Genomic DNA, 16,852 nt, shown 5'->3' on the forward strand with positions numbered 1-16,852 from the left:
GGACACCCCCGGGGCTCCTACCGATGACACGCCCGCCGCGCACGGATACAAACTTGCCCGCTGCACCCTTCCTCACGCACCTTCCATGAAAGCACCCATGAGCACGCATTCCCCGGCCTTCCGTCTGGCCGCCCTGGCCGCCGCCACCCTGATGGCGCTCCCCGCCGCAGCCGCCGACCGTGTCAAGGTCGGCCTCCTCAGCACCCTGTCGGGCGCGGGCTCGGGGCTGGGCATCGACATCCGCGACGGCTTCCAGCTCGCGGTGAAGCACGCCGGCGGCAAGCTCGGCGGCCTGGCCGCCGAGGTGATCGTGGCCGACGACCAGATGAGCCCCGACGCCGCCAAGCAGACGGCCGACCGCCTGCTCAAGCGCGACAAGGTCGACTTCATGACCGGCATCGTGTTCTCGAACATCATGCTGGCCGTGGCGCCGCCGGTGTTCCAGTCGCGCACCTTCTACATCAGCGCCAACGCCGGTCCCTCGCAGCTCGCCGGCGCGCAATGCAACCCGTATTTCTTCAGCGCTTCGTACCAGAACGACAACATGCACGAGGCCGTGGGCAAGACGGTGCAGGCCCGTGGCGTGAAGAAGGTGGCGCTGCTCGCGCCCAACTACCCGGCAGGCAAGGATGCGCTGGCCGGCTTCAAGCGTTTCTACAAAGGTGAGATCGCGCTCGAGACCTACACGCCGCTCAACCAGCTCGACTACGGCGCCGAGCTGTCGCAGATCCGCGCCTCGGGCGCCGATGCGGTGTATGTGTTCCTGCCGGGCGGCCTGGGCATCAACTTCATCAAGCAGTTCACCAGCACCGGCCTCAACAAGGAGATGAAGCTTTTCGCGCCGGGCTTCTCGGCCGATGAAGACGTGATCCGCGCCGTGGGCGAGCCGATGGTCGGTATCTTGAACAGCTCGCAGTGGGCGCACGACATGGACAACGCAGCCAACAAGCGCTTCGTGGCCGACTTCCAGAAGGAATACGGCCGCCTGCCCACGCTCTACGCGGCGCAGGGGTATGACGCGGCACGCCTGATCGACGGCGCGGTGAAGACGGTGGGCGGCAAGATCGAAGACAAGGCCGCGGTGCGCAAGGCGCTCGAAGCCGCGAAGTTCGAGTCGGTGCGCGGCGAGTTCAAGTTCAACACCAACCACTTCCCGGTGCAGGATTACTACCTGCGCGAGGTGGTGAAAGACGGCCAGGGCCGCATCACCAACAAGACCCTGGGCAAGGTGTTCGACAACCACGCCGACGCGTATGCCGGCGACTGCAAGATGCCGGCCGAGACCCCGTGACCGGGATCCTCGTCCTTGAGCAGCTGCTCAACGGACTGCAGTTCGGGTTGATGCTGTTCCTGCTGGCGGCCGGGCTCACGCTCGTGTTCGGCATCATGGACATGATCAACCTGGCGCACGGTTCGCTGTACATGGTGGGCGCGTATCTCATCGCGTCCATCGCCGCTGCTTCCGGCTCGTTCTGGCTCGGGCTGGCGGGCGGCGTGGCGGCCACGGCGGTGATCGGCGTGCTGCTCGAGCTCACCGTGCTGCGCCGGCTCTACGAGCGCGACCACCTCTCGCAGGTGCTCGGCACCTTCGCCATCCTGCTGATGGCCAACGAGGGCGTGCGCATGATCTGGGGCTCGCAGCCGGTGCCGATGGCCATGCCGGCGGCGCTCTCCGGCCCGGTGGAGCTGCTGCCCGGCTTCAGCTACCCGGCTTACCGGCTCTTCATCATCGGCGTGGGGCTCGCCGTTGCGCTGCTGCTGTACCTGCTCGTCACGCGCACCCGCGTGGGCATGCAGGTGCGGGCCGGTGCGTCGAACCGCGAGATGGCCCAGGCGATGGGCACCAACGTGCGCCTGCTCTTCACCGCGCTCTTCGCCATCGGTGCGGCGCTGTGCGCGGTGGCCGGCGGCATGCTGGGCCCGCTGCTGGCGGTGCAGGTGGGCATGGGCGAGAGCATCCTCATCCTCGCCTTCGTGGTGATCGTGATCGGCGGCATCGGCTCCATCCGCGGGGCGCTGCTGGGCGCGCTGCTGGTGGGCGCGGTCGACACCGCCGGGCGCACGCTGGTGCCGCTGCTCTTCGGCCAGCTGCTCGGGCCCGCAGCCGCTGCCACTGCCGGCCCGGCCGTGGCCTCGATCCTCATCTACGTGCTCATGGCCGCCGTGCTCTTCTGGAAGCCACGCGGTCTGTTCCCCTCTCACGGCTGACATGTCTTCTTCTGTGCTGGACCACCGGCTCGACCCGCGCATCGCGATCCCGCTGCTCGTGCTGCTGGCCGCGCTGCCGCTGGGCCTCGATGCGGTCGGCGAGAGCTTCTACATCGGCGTGGCCAGCCGCATCCTCATCTTTGCGCTGGCCGCCACGAGCTTGAACCTCATCCTCGGCTTCGGCGGCATGGTGAGCTTCGGCCACGCGGCCTTCGTCGGCATGGGCGCCTACACCGTGGGCATCCTGATGCAAGGCGGGGTGGTGTCGGCATGGGTGGCGTGGCCGGCGGCCTTCGTGGTGGGTGGGCTCTTCGCTTTCGTGATCGGCCTCGTGAGCCTGCGCACGCAGGGCGTGTACTTCATCATGATCACGCTCGCCTTCGCGCAGATGCTCTTCTACCTGATGGCCTCGCTCAAGACCTGGGGCGGTGACGACGGGCTGTCGCTCGCCTCGCGCTCGCGCGTGGGGCTCGGCCTCGACCTCGGCAGCGACACGCAGTTCTTCTACGTGGTGCTGGCGGTGGGCTCGCTCGTCTTCTTCTTCATCGCCCGCCTGCTCAACGCGCGTTTCGGCCACGTGCTGCAAGGCATTCGCGAAAACGAGACGCGCATGGCCGCGCTCGGCTTCGCCGTCTTCCGCTACAAGCTGATCGCCTTCACGCTGGCCGGCGCCATCGCCGGCCTGGCGGGCGCGCTGCTGGCGAACCAGGGCAACTTCGTGAGCCCGGCGCTCATGCAGTGGAGCCAGTCGGGCATGTTGATGGTGATGGTGATCCTGGGCGGCGTGGGGTATCTCTACGGTGGCCTGGTGGGCGCGGCGGTGTTCCTGCTGCTCGAAGAAGTGCTGGTGGGCTACACGATCCACTGGCAGTTCGGGCTCGGTGCGGTGCTGCTCGCGGTGGTGCTGCTGGCGCCCAATGGCCTCTTGAGCCTGCTGCGGCGCCGGGGGGCGGTATGAGCCTTCTGCGGACCGATCAACTCGTGAAACGCTTCGGCGGGCTCGTGGCCACCGACCACGCCAGCCTGAGCGTGGAAGCGGGCGAGCTGCACGCCCTCATCGGCCCCAATGGCGCCGGCAAGACCACGCTCATCCAGCTGCTCTCGGGGGCGCTGGCGCCCGACGCCGGCCACGTCCACTTCGACGGGCACGAGGTGACCGCCACGCCCATCCATGCGCGAGTGCACCAGGGCCTCGTGCGCTCGTACCAGATCACGAGCGTGTTCAAGCGGCTTTCGGTGCTCGACAACCTGGCGCTCGCGGTGCAGTCGCGCGACGGCAGCAGCCTGCGATTCTGGAAGCCGGCGCGCACGGAGCGGGCGCGCTACGACAGCGCCGCTGCGGTGGCCGAGCGGGTGGGCCTGGGCGAGCAGCTGCAGCGCACCGCTGGTGCCTTGTCGCACGGCGAGCAGCGCCAGCTCGAAGTCGGGCTCGCGCTGGCGCTCGAGCCCAAGCTGCTGCTGCTCGACGAGCCGATGGCCGGCATGGGCCCCGAGGAGTCGGAGCGCATGGTCGCCTTGCTGCAGGGCCTGCGCGGGAACGTGACCATGCTGCTGGTCGAGCACGACATGGACGCCGTCTTCCGCCTGGCCGACCGCGTCTCCACGCTGGTGTCGGGCCGCATCATCGCCACCGGCACCGCCAGCGAGATCCGCGAACACCCGGAAGTGAAACGCGCCTACCTTGGGGACGACGCGGAGGAAACGCTGTGAGCGGCGCCTTGCTGGACGTCACTGGCCTGGAGACGGCCTATGGCGCGAGCCAGGTGCTCTTCGGCATCGACCTCGCCATCCGCCAGGGCGAAGTGGCCACGCTGCTCGGCCGCAACGGCATGGGCAAGACCACCACCGTGCGCTCGGTGCTCGGGCTCACGCGGGCGAGGGCAGGGCAGGTGCGCTTTCGCGGCGAGCGCATCGAGGCGATGCCGCCCGACCGCATCGCGCGCATGGGCCTGGCCGTGGTGCCGGAAGGGCGGCAGATCTTCCCGAACCTGTCGGTGAAGGAAAACCTGCTGGCCTTCGCCGCCCGCCGCAACGCCAGCGAAACGCCGTGGACGCTCGACCGTGTGGTGGCGCTCTTTCCCGCCCTGGCAGCACGTTTCGCCAACATGGGCAACCAGCTCTCGGGCGGCGAGCAGCAGATGCTCGCCATCGGCCGCGCGCTGATGACCAACCCGCACCTGCTGATCCTCGACGAAGCGACCGAAGGGCTCGCGCCACTCATCCGCGACGAGATCTGGCGCTGCCTCGCCGAGCTGCGCGCGCAGGGCCAGACCATCCTCGTGATCGACAAATACGTGCAGCGCCTGGTGAAGCTCGCCGACCGCCACACCATCATCGAGCGTGGCCAGGTCGTCTGGCAGGGCGGCTCGGCGGCGCTGGCCGAAGACCCCTCGCTCTGGCACCGCTACGTGGGCGTGTGAGCGAGCAGCGCCTTGGCCGCCTCGATGCGCAGCGCGAGCGGCGCAGCCTCGTCGTTCAACACACGCTGCAGGAACTGCCTCGGGTCCACGTCGCCTTCGGCGCGGCTCAGCTGCGGCTGCGCGTTTGACGCTGGCGCCGAGACGGGCTGAAGCCGTCTGAACGCGGCGTCGAAGGCGGCGGGCTTGATGCTCTCCAGCCTCGCCAACAGGTCGGCCTGGCCGTCGATGCCGGGCGGGATGTCGAGCCAGGGCGTGTCGGCAAACACGGGCGCCAAACCGGGCGCGACGAAGGCCGACCAGTTGCCCGAAGGCTGCTGCTCCGCAGGCACGAGCGCCGCATGGCGATGCGGCTCGGCTGCGGTCGGAAAGAGGCGCACACGCGCGGGCTCCACCTGCGCCAGATGACGCAGGCGCAGCCGTTCGAGAAAGGCCGCAGCCTGCGCTGCCGCGGCAGGCTCTGCGAGCGACAGCCACAGCTGCAGCCCCTCGGTGCCCGACACGGCGATCGCCGGCGCCGGCAGTTCGAGATCGTGTTGCACGGCGTGCCACACCGCGGCCAGCACCTCCCACTCGGCGGGCCGCGCCAGCTCGATTACCAGCGCGCGCACGCGGCCCTGCGCATCGATGAGGCCCGGGCTCTCTTCGTGGGCCGCGCCGGGCGCCGGCGGCGAGAGAAACAGGCGCTGTAGCTCGGTTTGCAAACGGTTCATCGGGTCGGGCGGACAGGAATCTGACGAGCGCGGATTTTCACGTGCCGCGCCGCTCGCCAGGCCGCATGGAACTTCTTTGGCCCCCGTCGCTCTAGGCGAATACTACGTAGTTCACAAAATGACCACACGGTTGTCTTGGTGAACTTTGTAGTTCACATTCCGCTTCCTGCGCGCGCTCGACCCAATCCCACACCTCCCACACCCTCAAGGAGAGACACGATGAAATGGCTCAAGACGCTTGTGACTGCATTCGCCATGACCGGCCTTCTGGCCGCCTGTGGTGGCGGCGATGACGACCCCGCACCTCCGCCCACGATCGCCGGGCTGGCTCAACAGCAGAACCTCACCGCCTTGCTCGCCGCGGCCAACAAAGCCGGCCTGTCGGCCACGCTCGCCAACACCAGCGTCGGGCTGACCGTGTTCGCCCCCACGAACGCGGCTTTCGACACGCTCGCCACGCAGCTGGGCTTTGCTGACGCCAACGCCCTGGTGGCCGCGCTGTCGCCCGCCACTCTGGCCGACATCCTCAACTACCACGTGCTCCCCACGCGACAGACCGCCGCCCAGCTGGCCAGCGGCGCCGCCACGCGTGCCACGGCCTACACCTTCGACGGCAGCCCGGCCACGCTCGCCGTGTCGACCACCGGCGGCGTGTCGCTCACCGACGCCGCGCTGACCCAGGCCACCGTGACCACCGCCAACGTGGCGGCGAGCAACGGCGTCGTGCATGTCGTCAACAAGGTGCTCGTGCCGCCCGGCGTGCTCAACGTCGTGCAGATGGCGCAGGTGAACCCGCTGTTCTCCACGCTCGTGGGCGCCGTGGTCGATGCCAACCTCGCCACCACGCTGAGCGGGGCAGGGCCGTTCACCGTGTTCGCGCCGACCAACCAGGCCTTTGCCGACATCGCCTCCACGGTGGCGTCGCTCACCCCCACGCAACTCAGCACGGTGCTGACCTACCACGTGCTGCCTTCGCAGGTGCTCGCCTCGCAGGTCCCGTTCGGCACGCCGGTGGCCACGGTGTCGGGCCAGTCGATCACGGTCCAGAACAGCCCGCTGCGCATCGTCGACACCACCGCCACACCGGCGCCGATCGTCGCCACCGACGTCCGCGCCAGCAATGGCGTCATCCACGTGATCAGCAAGGTGCTGATCCCGACGCTCTGATTTCCCCCCACCCACGTTCACCACTGACCAGGAGTCACCCATGAAGAAAGTGCTCGTTCTCACCGCCCTCGCTGCCGCTGCCCTCTCTGCGCAAGCCAAGGACATCGTCGACACCGCCGTCGCCAACGGTAATTTCAAGACGCTCGCCACCGCGCTGCAGGCCGCTGGCCTGGTCGACACGCTCAAGGGCCCCGGCCCGTTCACCGTGTTCGCCCCGACCGATGCGGCCTTTGCCAAGGTGCCGAAGGCCGACCTTGATGCCCTGCTGAAAGACAAGGCCAAGCTCACCGCCGTGCTCACCTACCACGTGGTGCCGGGCAAGGTGATGGCCAAGGACGTGAAGCCCGGCAAGGTCAAGACCGTGCAAGGCTCGGAGCTGACGGTGGCCACGGCCTCGGGCGTGATGGTCGACAACGCGAAGGTCACCGCCACCGACATCACGGCCGACAACGGCGTCATCCACGTCATCGACACGGTGGTGATCCCGAAGTAAGCGCAGCGAAGAAAGCGCCGAGACGGCGGCTCATGCCGCCAGCAGCTCGCCCATGCGCTTGAGCCCGCCCACGCGGGCCTCGCGCAGGCGCTGCTGCAGCGCGGGCCAACGTGTGTCGCCGTCTTCGGCGGCCCGTTGGCCCGCTTGTTCGAAGAGCCCCATGAACGCATCGAGCCGCGAGCGACGCAGCCATTCCTGAAGCTGCGGCACTTTCGACCAGCGCAGCTGGTTGGCCGCGCTGTCGAGGTGCATGCGCAGCCAGTCGAGCGGCACTTCGGGCACGCGCACCGGGCGGCACAGTGCGTTCTTCTCGTCGTCGCCGTCGAGCGTGGCTTCGAGGTGCGCGATGAACGCCGCGCTGAACGACGGCGAGCAGCGCCGCACGTACTGCGGCACGATGCGCTCGCCCTGGAACACCGGCTCCAGCACCGCACGCGGCAGGCCCGTGGCCGAGCAATGCACGACCACCTGGCCGGGCGGCATGGCCAGCTCGCCCTGTGCGAACTCGATGCGGTCGCGCTCGACCGCCTGCACATGGCCCAGCCGCACCACGCGCCCGATGCGCCGCAGCTGCGCCAGCTCGGCTTCGCTCACGGTGGCGCAGCGGTACATCGTGGGCTCGACGTTTGGGTCGATGCGCAGCAACAGCCGACGCGCTTCGAGCCGGGCAAACAAGTCCGGCAACGAGGCCGCGTCGCGCGCCACTTCCAGCTCCGACACGATGACCTCCAGCGTGGTGTGCGCAAAGGGCAGGGTGGGCTGGATGTGCGCCCGGTTGAGCAGCCACGCGTCGCGCGGGCGGACCCAGGTGATGGTGTCGGGGTCGGCGCCATGCTCCAGCAGCCACAGCACGGTGTCGATGGAGGTCTTGCCGCCGCCCACGATCACATGCCCGAGGGCGGGCTCGCCGAGTTGCGTGAGTTCGGTCGGCGTTACGCAGCGCACGCCGTCGGCCACGCGAAAGCGAGGCCCGTGCGTGGCGGGCACCTGGCTGTCGGCACGCGCCGCGTCGACCCATTTGCGGCGCGCCGTGAGCTGCGTGCGGCGGCCGTTGACGAGCGAGGTGGCCACGCCATCGGCGCCCACCTCATGCCGGCTCAGGTAGGTCACCCGGCCGCTGGGCAGCAGGCGCTGCTGCATCAGGCGATCGAAGTACGCGCAGATCTCGGCGCCGCTGGCCAGCTCGTTCAGGCCCTGGTTGAGGCCGACGGCGTCGACCATGCCCAGGCCAAGCGGCTGCGAGTTCACGCCGTACACCGCGGCAGCACCGTGCAGCCGCACAAAGGGATACGCATCGAGCCAGTGGCCGCCGGGCTTGGCGCGACGGTCGACGATGATCATCGTCGCCGTGCTCTCGCTCAAGAGCGTGTCGGCAAACGCCAAGGCGGTCGTGCCGGCGCCGGTGATCACGTAATCGGCTTCGAGGGTGTTGAGGTCGTCCATGTCAGAGCTCCTGTGAGTTGACGGAACTGTCTGGCCGAGGCGTGGAAGCTGGCGTGGGAGGCGGCGTGGGATCTGGATGACGGCTTGATCTGGCCTCTTTGATCAGCGCGACAATGTATATTATGTAAACTAACAAATGGTATTCGATCTATATGCGTGAACATCGACGTGTCGTCGGCCGAGATCCTGCGTATCTACAACCGACTGGACGCGCACCACGCTCCGTGGCGAGAAGTCAGCAAAACAGCAGCAAACACACGCGAGAAACCAGATGCTCGAACTCACCGGCGACCACATACGACGCCTAAATGATGAAGACCTCAGGACGCTCATCTTCTCGTTGGCCGAGGCCGAGCTGCGACGACACGGTCGGCCGATCTCCGGCCTGACCGCCGGCGGCAACCAGACCGACGCCGATGGCGGTGTCGACGTCCGCGTTGCGCTGGAAGGCACCGAGGCGACGCTCGACTTCATCAAACGGCCCGCCACCGGCTTCCAGTGCAAGTGCGAGGACATGCCGGCCACGGCGATCCTCAAGGAGATGCGCCCGCACGGCGAGCTCAGGCCATCCATCAAGGCACTGATTGCAGAGCGCGGCGCATACATCATCGTCAGCTCCCAAGGTTCCACTTCCGACAGTTCCTTGCGTCGGCGCGTCGAGGCAATGCGTGGTGCGGTCGCTGACGAACCGGACGCCGACGGGCTCATGCTGGATTTCTACGACAGGACACGCCTGGCCAACTGGGCTCGTGCCTATCCCGGCGTCGAGATGTGGGTCCGTGAGCGCATCAACGACAAGCTGGGCGGTTGGCAGTCATGCAGCGCCTGGATCGCAACGCTCAAAGGCTCGCCATACCTCCACGATGACACAGGCCGGGTCATCGCCAAGACGTCCGATTCCGCCGAGGCGATGTCAGCCGCGGCCGGCATTGATGCGATCCGCCACAAACTGCGCTCGCCGGGCAGCAGCGTGCGCTTGGTCGGGCTGTCGGGCACCGGCAAGACCCGGATGGTCCAGGCGCTCTTCGAGGCGGGCGTCGGCATCTCCTCACCGCTCGACCCCGAGGTGGCCATCTACACCGACATCGGCCATTCTCCCGAACCCACGGCGCGCGACATGCTCATCCGCCTGGTCGCGCAGGAGCAGCGAGCGATCCTCATCGTCGACAACTGCAATCCGGCGACGCATCGCAACTTGACGGAGGTACTCGGTCGCGGGACGGAGCACGTCAGCCTGATCACGGTCGAGTACGACGTGCAGGACGATGAGATCGAAGCCACCGATGTGTTCGTGCTTTCGACCGCTTCGGATGCCGTGGTCGACGACCTGATCCACCTGCTCACACCGCACATTTCGTTGACCGACCGACACCGGATCGTCGAGTTCTCGGGCGGCAATGCCCGAGTGGCGCTGGCACTGGCCCGCACGGTCAAGGCCGGCGCCACGCTAGGCACCCTGAACGACTCGGATCTCTTTCGGAGACTCTTCGTGCAAACCCAGGCCGACAGTGACGAGCTACTGCGAGCCGCTGAAGCTGTGTCCTTGGTGTACTCCTTCGACGGTACTGACCTCAGTACCGAGACAGGTGAGCTGTCTGCGCTCTCGGCCATCGCCGAATGCAGCCCGCGTGCCCTGTTCCGCCTGGTTGCGACCCTGCAAGAGCGCGATCTGGTTCAGTCGCGTGGCCGCTGGCGAGCCCTGCTGCCGCCTGCGTTGGCGAATCGACTGGCGCGGACGGCACTGAAGAACAACCCGCCAAGCGTTGTGCTTGACGCCATCATCCCGCAGGGGCGCCTACTCAAGTCGTTCAGCCGGCGCCTGAGCTGCCTGACTGACAGCCCCGAGGCCTGTGGCATCGCCGAACGCTGGCTGAGAGACGAAGGGATGTTGGCCGATCCGGCCCGGCTCAACGAATTGGGAACCGCCCTCTTCTTCAACCTGGCTCCGCTGGTCCCGGAGCAGGCCCTGGCCACGCTCGAACGCACGTTGCAAACCCAGAACGTGAAGGCGTTCATCGCGGCCCACGTCACCACCTATTGGCAATGGGTCGGACTCTTGCGCAATCTGGCCTACGAGGTCGAGCACTTCGAGCGCGCCGCGCGGCTGATCCTGGCGCTGGCCATCGCGGAGTCGCCAGACGATCGCCGACAAGACGCGAATGAGGCGTGGAAGGAGCTCTTTCACGTTGTGCTGTCAGGAACGCTCGCGCCGCCCGCCGACCGAGTGGCGTTTCTGCGCCGTCTAGCGGTGGACGCCGACCCGAACATTCAGCGCTTGGCATTGGTGGGCATCGGGTCGACCCTGCGGTCGGGCTTCTTCAGCGCATCGCACAACTTCAGTTTCGGCGCCCGCTCGCGGGGGACCGGCTGGGAGCCGCGGACGAATGAGGAGCTTCTCGAGTGGTATGACGCTGCGCTGGGCCTCGTGCGAACGTTCGGCGGCCGCGATTCTCAGCACTGCGCTGCGGTCCGGCTTGCCTTGGCCTCTCACTTTCGTCATCTCTGGCAGCACGAGGACCTCCGGGACCGGCTCATCCAGTTGAGCCGGGAACTTGCCGTGGGCGGTTGGCCGAGCGGTTGGGCGGCGGTGAGGAATTCGCTTCGCTACGACGGTGCCGGCATGACCAACCCCGGCCGCCCCGCGTTGCTGGAGTTGCTGAAGCTCTTGGCGCCGACCGACCTGGCGGAGCAGATTCGCTCGTATGCGCTCGGAGAAATCTGGAGTCCGCTTGACGTCGCGGACAGCGAGGATGCCGACGACGCGGCCGAGGAGGCCAACCCTGTCAGCGCGCACGAGCGCGTCGTGAACAAGGTCGTCGGCATGGGACAAGCTCTCGCCGCCGATCCGGACACCTTCGACGCAGTCCTCGTGGAGGCGATCCGAACCCCAAACGGCCGGCAGTTTCACCTGGGGATCGGGCTGGGGAAGGCATCGGACACGCCCGAAGTGCATTGGGCCGCGATCCACCAAGCCTTCGCGGAAGCCGACGCAAGCCAGCGCAACTTCAACCTGCTCGCGGGCTTCGTGCGCGGGCTGCGGGAAGCGAACCCGGCGCAGGCAGAAGAGCTGCTCGAGCGGCTCGTCAACGATCCGGTACTCGGGCGCATCTTCCCGCTGATCCAAGGCTGGCCCTGGAACGACGCCGGCGGCGATCGCCTGCTTCGCTCGCTGCGCCAGAGCCAGGCCAATCTCATGCAGTTCAATGCGGTGCTTGCCGGGCGTGACGGTGACGGGCTCAGCCTGCAGAAATACTGTGAAGTGCTGGACGGTGTGAGCGATCTGCCGAACGGACTGCCCGCCGCGATCGACAGCCTGTCGATGGACTTCCATCGCCTCAAGACGGCAAAGGAAGAGATGCCCGGGCAGTTGATCCAGTTGGGCCGATCGCTGCTCGTCAAGTACGACTTTCAGTCGCCCAGCCAGAACTTGGCCTATCGCCTCACGGAAGTCGCAAAGATCGTGTTCAAAGGCGAAGAGGCGGCGCCCGAAGTGCATCGTTTCGCCGAGCGTTTTGCGCACGCGCTGGACGACTATCGGACACATGCCGATTCGCTGGGTGACCTCGCCGCGGTGCTGTTCCACCTTCACCCATCCATCGCACTGGATGCGTTCCTGACTGGGCCGCGCCGCCGGCAGCTGTTTGCGATGCGGTACAGGCTCGAAGGCAGCGAACAAACCGTGGTGAACCGTGCCTCGGACGAAGCGCTCTTAGCCTGGGCGGCCATCGCACCGCAAGAACGCCTGCCCTTACTGGGCGCCGAGATCCAAATCCTTGACCGTTCCAACCCCGAGGATGCGAAGTTGACCGACCTCGCCACTCGGTTGCTGGAGATGGCGCCCCAGAAGAAGCGGGTCCTCGATGCATTCGCACGGCACTTTCACCCCAACGGCTGGTCGGGAAGCCTTGAGCAGACGCTTCGTCCGCATATGACCCTGGCCACCAACCTGGCGGGTTCGCCGGATCCCGAGATCGCCGCCTGGGCCGCCACACAGCTCGACTCGATGCGACGTCGGATCGACGGGGAGAAAAAGCTCGAGCGGGGCGCGGAGCAGAAATTCGAGTGAACTCGATCTAGCGCGCAGTAGCTGATGAAGGCCCAACTAGTGACCCGCCGGTCTTCGGCCACTGCGCTCGAGGCCGGTGTGCTTTGCCCGCCCTTCGGGTTGCTGCTGCTGCCCATCGTGGCGGCGGCAATGGCGCTGCCATCTGTGGGCGTGATTGCCAATGTGCTTCGCTGCGCACTGTGAAGGTGGATTGATCTGGGCTGACTCATCCCTGCAAGGCGTCGCGCACGCGGTGCAGCCGGGCCGACGCGTCGTCGGCGACCTCCTTGAGCGCCGGGTTTGCCGTGAGCTGCACCATCATTTCCGGGTTCAGGAAGCCGACCACGATGTCGTCGCCATCGCCCTGGCGAACGGTGACGTTGCACGGCAGCAGCAGCCCGATGTCGGCCTCGGCTTGGAGCGCCTTGTAGGCCAGCGGTGGGTTGCAAGCGCCGAGGATGCGGTGAGCCGGCATGTCCTTGCCCAACTTCTCCTTCATCGCCTTCTGGATGTCGATGTCCGACAGGACGCCGAAGCCTTCCGCCTTGAGCGCCTCGAGTACCCGCTGGATGGCTGAGTCGAAGGGCCCCTTGAGGGTGGCTTGGAAACCGTAGTTCATATCGTTCCTTTCTGCGGCCGTTTGGCCGTGCCTGTGATCATCGTGTCAGTGCTTCCAGCCTTTGATCAAGTGTGGCGGCAGACAGCTCGCCAATGCGGCTCGACACCAACTCGCCCTTGGCGTTGAAGAAGAGCGTGGTCGGATAGCCCTTCTGCTGGAAGGCGGCGCTGGCCTGCCGCTTGGAGTCGAGAAGGACATTGCGCAGAGGCAGCCGCCGGCTCTCCAGCCAACGCGAGACCTGCGCAGGATCCTCGCCCTGGTTCAGGAAGACAAAGTTCACGTCCGCATGCTTGTCTTGAGCTGCATGGAGAACCGGCATCTCGCGGACGCACGGCGGGCACCAGGTCGCCCACAGGTTGATGACGGTCGGCTTGCCTTCGAAATCCTTCAGCTGGACCGGCTTGCCCTCGACCGAGGTGAACGCCAGCGAGGGCAGCTTCTGGCCGCCATTTCCCTGAAGCGATAGCAGCACGCTACCGACCAGGAAGAAGGCGCTTCCGGCGGCGAGAGCCCAGCGCAGCGGCCTTCCGGTCGAGGGCGCTTTTCGTTCGCGGTAGAGCGTCAGCATCCAGGCCCCGAGCAGTCCGGCGGTGGAGTTCCAGCCGCCGTCCCGGATGTCCAGGATGGTCAGCGGAGCGTCGAAATACAAGGTCCGGTACTCGTAGACGAATGCCAGCCGGGCCAGCAGTACGCCCGCGAGCAAGGCATGCCACAAGCTTCGGTCCACTTCCACCGACGACTTGGACAGCCATTTCCCGACCGCCAGCGTTGCGCCCACAGAGGCGAAGACGAGCAACAGCGTCAATGGCAGCAGAAGCGGCCCTAGTTGGATAGCGTTGCTCAAGACTTGTTGCCCTCCTCTGCATAGCCATGCTATGCCCGGGTGCCAGATCAGGCGCCGGCCCTTGAAGAAGGCCTTCCGAGCCCCGGCAAATCTCCCCTTGACCTTCCAATGATGTCAAGGTTCAAACTGCCTGCAGCAACAGGAGAACGCCATGTCGACTTCGCCCCATCAGCATCACGATCACGCGCACTGCGACCACTCGTCGGAGCACTCGGGTCACACCCATCACGCACACGATCACCACCATCACGCCCACCAGCCGGCCGCTCCTCAGGTGCCGGTGAGCGGCGACGCGAGCGCGGTCGAATACACCTGCCCCATGCACCCCGAGGTGCGCCAGATGGGCCCCGGCAACTGCCCCCTCTGCGGCATGGCCCTCGAGCCGGTGCTGGCCACGGCCGAGCAAGGCGAAAGCCCCGAGCTGCGCGACATGACGCGCAGGTTCTGGATCGGCCTGGCACTCACGCTTCCGGTCTTCGTGCTCGAGATGGGCGGCCACCTCACGAACCTCAACCACCTGATCGGCCAGCAGTTGTCGAACTGGATCCAGCTCGTGCTTGGCACGCCGGTCGTGCTGTGGGCCGGCTGGCCGTTCTTCGTTCGCGCGGTCGCGTCGGTGAGGAACCGCAGCCTCAACATGTTCTCGCTCATCGCCCTTGGAACGGGGGCCGCGTGGCTGTACAGCATCGTGGGCACGGTGGCGCCGCAGCTCTTTCCGTCGAACCTGCGCCTGGCCGACGGCGCGGTGGCGATCTACTTCGAAGCGGCGGCAGTCATCACGGTGCTCGTGCTGCTGGGCCAGGTGCTCGAACTGCGCGCGCGCGAGAAGACGTCTGGCGCCATCAAGGCGCTGCTCGGGCTGGCGCCCAAGACCGCGGTGAAGGTCGACGCGCATGGCAACGACGAGACCGTGCAGGTCGACACCATCCAGGTGGGTGACCTCCTGCGTGTGCGCCCCGGCGAGAAAGTGCCCGTCGACGGCGAGCTCACCGAGGGCAAGGGCAATGTCGACGAATCGATGGTGACGGGCGAGCCCATCCCCGTCGCCAAGGCCGTCGGCTCCAAGGTCACGGCGGGCACGCTCAACCAGACCGGCGGCTTCGTGATGCGCGCCGAGAAGGTCGGCGCCGACACCCTGCTCTCTCAGATCGTGCACATGGTGGCGGCAGCGCAGCGCAGCCGCGCGCCCATCCAGCGCATGGCCGACCAGGTGGCCGGCTGGTTCGTGCCGGTGGTGATGCTCGTGGCCGCGCTGACCTTCGTCGCCTGGCTCGTGTGGGGCCCGTCGCCGGCCTTCAGCTACGCGCTCATCACCGCGGTGGCGGTGCTCATCATTGCGTGCCCGTGTGCGCTGGGGCTGGCCACGCCGATGTCGATCATGGTGGGCATCGGCAAGGGTGCGCAGCACGGCGTGCTCATCCGCGATGCCGAGGCGCTCGAAAAGATGGAGAAGGTCGACACGCTCGTGGTCGACAAGACCGGCACGCTCACCGAGGGCCGGCCGAAGGTCGTGCACGTCGAGCCCAGCCCCGGCTTCACGGCGGATGAGGTCTTGCAGAAGCTCGCGAGTGTGGAGCGCGCCAGCGAGCATCCGCTGGCCCTGGCCATCGTGATGGATGCGCAGGCGCGCAAGCTGGCCCTGTCGCCGGTCACCGACTTCGACTCGCCCGTCGGCAAGGGCGTGGTCGGCACGGTGGACGGCGTGGCCGTCGTCTCGGGAAGTGCGAAGTTCCTGGCCGAACACTCGATGGCCACCTCGGTGCTGGAGAAGAACGCCGATGCACAGCGGCAAAAGGCCGCGACGGTCATCTTCGTCGGCGTGGGCGGCAAGCTTGCCGGCTTCGTGGCGATTGCCGACCCGATCAAGGCCACCACACCGCAGGCACTGGCGGCGCTCCAGGCCGCCGGGGTGCGGGTCGTGATGCTCACCGGCGACGGAAAGACGACCGCCGAAGCGGTGGGCCGTCAGCTGGGCATCGACGAGGTGGTGGCCGAGGTGCTGCCCGAAGACAAGGCCGCGGTCGTCAAGCGCCTGCAGGGCGAAGGCCGCGTGGTGGCGATGGCCGGTGACGGCGTGAACGACGCCCCTGCCCTCGCCCAGGCCACCGTGGGCATCGCGATGGGCACCGGCACCGACGTCGCGATGGAAAGCGCCGGCATCACCCTGCTCAAGGGCGACCTGCTGGGCATCGTGAGAGCTCGCACCTTGTCTCGCGCGACGATGCGAAACATCCGCGAGAACCTGGTGCTGTCATTCGCGTACAACGTGGCTGGCATTCCGCTGGCAGCCGGCGTGCTGTATCCGTTCTTCGGGTTGCTGCTGTCGCCCGTCGTGGCCGCGGCGGCAATGGCGCTGTCGTCGGTGAGCGTGATCGCCAATGCGCTTCGGCTGCGCGCCGTCAAGGTGGAGTGACGGTCAATGCCCTTGCGCCACGCGTGAGGCGCGCGACGCCGGCGCCACCATGCCGCGGGCGGTCGCGAGCGGCGCGGCGGCACCTGCAGGCCCGAGCAGTTGTGCTTCGACGAAGGCCAGGTGCCGGGTCGAACGCACGACACCGGCCCGGAACATCAGCCCGTCACGCGCGTGCGCGAGCGACAGGAACTGCACCGCCAGTTCCAGCGTCACCACCACATCGGTGTCGTAGTGGCCGAGCCCGGCCAGCACCATCGCGGCATCGAAACCCGCGCCAATGACGCCGCCGTTGACGGCGGAGGTGCCGCCGCCACCCAGCATGCCCGGCTTCGTGGGCCGGAACTGGATGGTTGCGGCCCACGGTTCTTCGAACACGCCTTTGAAGCCAAACCACACGATCTCGTGGCGCGTGTTGAAGGCCGCCAGCGCCACGCTGCGGGTGGCGGGGTCCAGGCGAAACGGAAGGGCGTGCTGCATGTCGGAGGTCCTT

At 67.3% G+C, this 16,852-nt stretch carries 15 protein-coding genes; 10 read left to right on the forward strand and 5 right to left on the reverse strand.

The genetic code is table 11. The features are described from left to right. Nucleotides 1–97 precede the first annotated feature (97 nt). The 5 genes from KF892_03930 to KF892_03950 are packed head-to-tail and all read left to right on the forward strand — an operon-like array spanning nt 98 to nt 4,628. Nucleotides 98–1,291: an ABC transporter substrate-binding protein gene (locus KF892_03930; GenBank protein MBX3624141.1), complete on the forward strand. Its 1,194-nt coding sequence runs from the start codon at nt 98–100 to the stop codon at nt 1,289–1,291. Further along, entirely contained in the window at nt 1,288–2,208 is a 921-nt protein-coding gene (locus tag KF892_03935) for a branched-chain amino acid ABC transporter permease (protein ID MBX3624142.1), read from the forward strand. The genes KF892_03930 and KF892_03935 overlap by 4 nt, the downstream gene beginning before the upstream one ends. A 1-nt stretch (nt 2,209) precedes the next feature. Next, a complete protein-coding gene (locus KF892_03940) occupies nt 2,210–3,166 on the forward strand; it encodes a branched-chain amino acid ABC transporter permease (protein MBX3624143.1) in 957 nt (318 codons plus the stop codon). Beyond that, nucleotides 3,163–3,918, forward strand: a complete 756-nt coding sequence (locus tag KF892_03945; protein MBX3624144.1) for an ABC transporter ATP-binding protein — start codon at nt 3,163–3,165, stop codon at nt 3,916–3,918. The genes KF892_03940 and KF892_03945 overlap by 4 nt, the downstream gene beginning before the upstream one ends. Nucleotides 3,919–3,944: 26 nt before the next feature. Next, nucleotides 3,945–4,628 carry an ABC transporter ATP-binding protein gene (locus tag KF892_03950; GenBank protein ID MBX3624145.1) on the forward strand — a complete coding sequence of 228 codons (684 nt, stop codon included), beginning with the start codon at nt 3,945–3,947 and terminating at the stop codon, nt 4,626–4,628. On the opposite strand, the gene KF892_03955 is transcribed toward KF892_03950, so the two are convergent. Then, nucleotides 4,613–5,338: a hypothetical protein gene (locus tag KF892_03955; protein MBX3624146.1), complete on the reverse strand. Its 726-nt coding sequence runs from the start codon at nt 5,336–5,338 to the stop codon at nt 4,613–4,615. The genes KF892_03950 and KF892_03955 overlap by 16 nt on opposite strands. Nucleotides 5,339–5,593: 255 nt before the next feature. Here KF892_03955 and KF892_03960 point away from each other — a divergent pair, with 255 nt between their 5' ends. Then, nucleotides 5,594–6,505, forward strand: a complete 912-nt coding sequence (locus KF892_03960) for a fasciclin domain-containing protein (protein ID MBX3624147.1) — start codon at nt 5,594–5,596, stop codon at nt 6,503–6,505. Nucleotides 6,506–6,545: 40 nt separating this feature from the next. Next, nucleotides 6,546–6,998: a fasciclin domain-containing protein gene (locus tag KF892_03965; protein ID MBX3624148.1), complete on the forward strand. Its 453-nt coding sequence runs from the start codon at nt 6,546–6,548 to the stop codon at nt 6,996–6,998. Nucleotides 6,999–7,028: 30 nt separating this feature from the next. On the opposite strand, the gene KF892_03970 is transcribed toward KF892_03965, so the two are convergent. Further along, a complete protein-coding gene (locus tag KF892_03970; protein ID MBX3624149.1) occupies nt 7,029–8,441 on the reverse strand; it encodes a hypothetical protein in 1,413 nt (470 codons plus the stop codon). Nucleotides 8,442–8,712: 271 nt separating this feature from the next. Between KF892_03970 and KF892_03975 the strand changes: the two genes are divergently transcribed. Together KF892_03975 and KF892_03980 are read left to right on the forward strand one after the other, a co-directional pair. After that, complete coding sequence (locus KF892_03975; protein ID MBX3624150.1) at nt 8,713–12,507, forward strand: hypothetical protein; 3,795 nt, start codon at nt 8,713–8,715, stop codon at nt 12,505–12,507. Nucleotides 12,508–12,531: 24 nt separating this feature from the next. Beyond that, the gene (locus KF892_03980; GenBank protein MBX3624151.1) at nt 12,532–12,690 is read left to right on the forward strand and encodes a hypothetical protein; all 159 of its coding nucleotides are present in this window, start codon (nt 12,532–12,534) and stop codon (nt 12,688–12,690) included. A gap of 22 nt (nt 12,691–12,712) precedes the next feature. On the opposite strand, the gene KF892_03985 is transcribed toward KF892_03980, so the two are convergent. Both KF892_03985 and KF892_03990 read right to left on the reverse strand, forming a co-directional pair. Further along, complete coding sequence (locus tag KF892_03985; protein ID MBX3624152.1) at nt 12,713–13,105, reverse strand: DUF302 domain-containing protein; 393 nt, start codon at nt 13,103–13,105, stop codon at nt 12,713–12,715. A gap of 37 nt (nt 13,106–13,142) precedes the next feature. Then, the gene (locus tag KF892_03990; GenBank protein MBX3624153.1) at nt 13,143–13,949 is read right to left on the reverse strand and encodes a TlpA family protein disulfide reductase; all 807 of its coding nucleotides are present in this window, start codon (nt 13,947–13,949) and stop codon (nt 13,143–13,145) included. 151 nt (nt 13,950–14,100) lie between these two features. Between KF892_03990 and KF892_03995 the strand changes: the two genes are divergently transcribed. Beyond that, nucleotides 14,101–16,362 (forward strand): copper-translocating P-type ATPase, encoded by a 2,262-nt coding sequence (locus KF892_03995; GenBank protein ID MBX3624154.1) that lies wholly within the window; start codon nt 14,101–14,103, stop codon nt 16,360–16,362. 3 nt (nt 16,363–16,365) lie between these two features. On the opposite strand, the gene KF892_04000 is transcribed toward KF892_03995, so the two are convergent. After that, the gene (locus KF892_04000) at nt 16,366–16,839 is read right to left on the reverse strand and encodes a hypothetical protein (protein ID MBX3624155.1); all 474 of its coding nucleotides are present in this window, start codon (nt 16,837–16,839) and stop codon (nt 16,366–16,368) included. Nucleotides 16,840–16,852 lie beyond the last annotated feature (13 nt).

Source organism: Rhizobacter sp. (assembly GCA_019635355.1).
Classification (GTDB): Bacteria; Pseudomonadota; Gammaproteobacteria; order Burkholderiales; family Burkholderiaceae_C; genus Rhizobacter.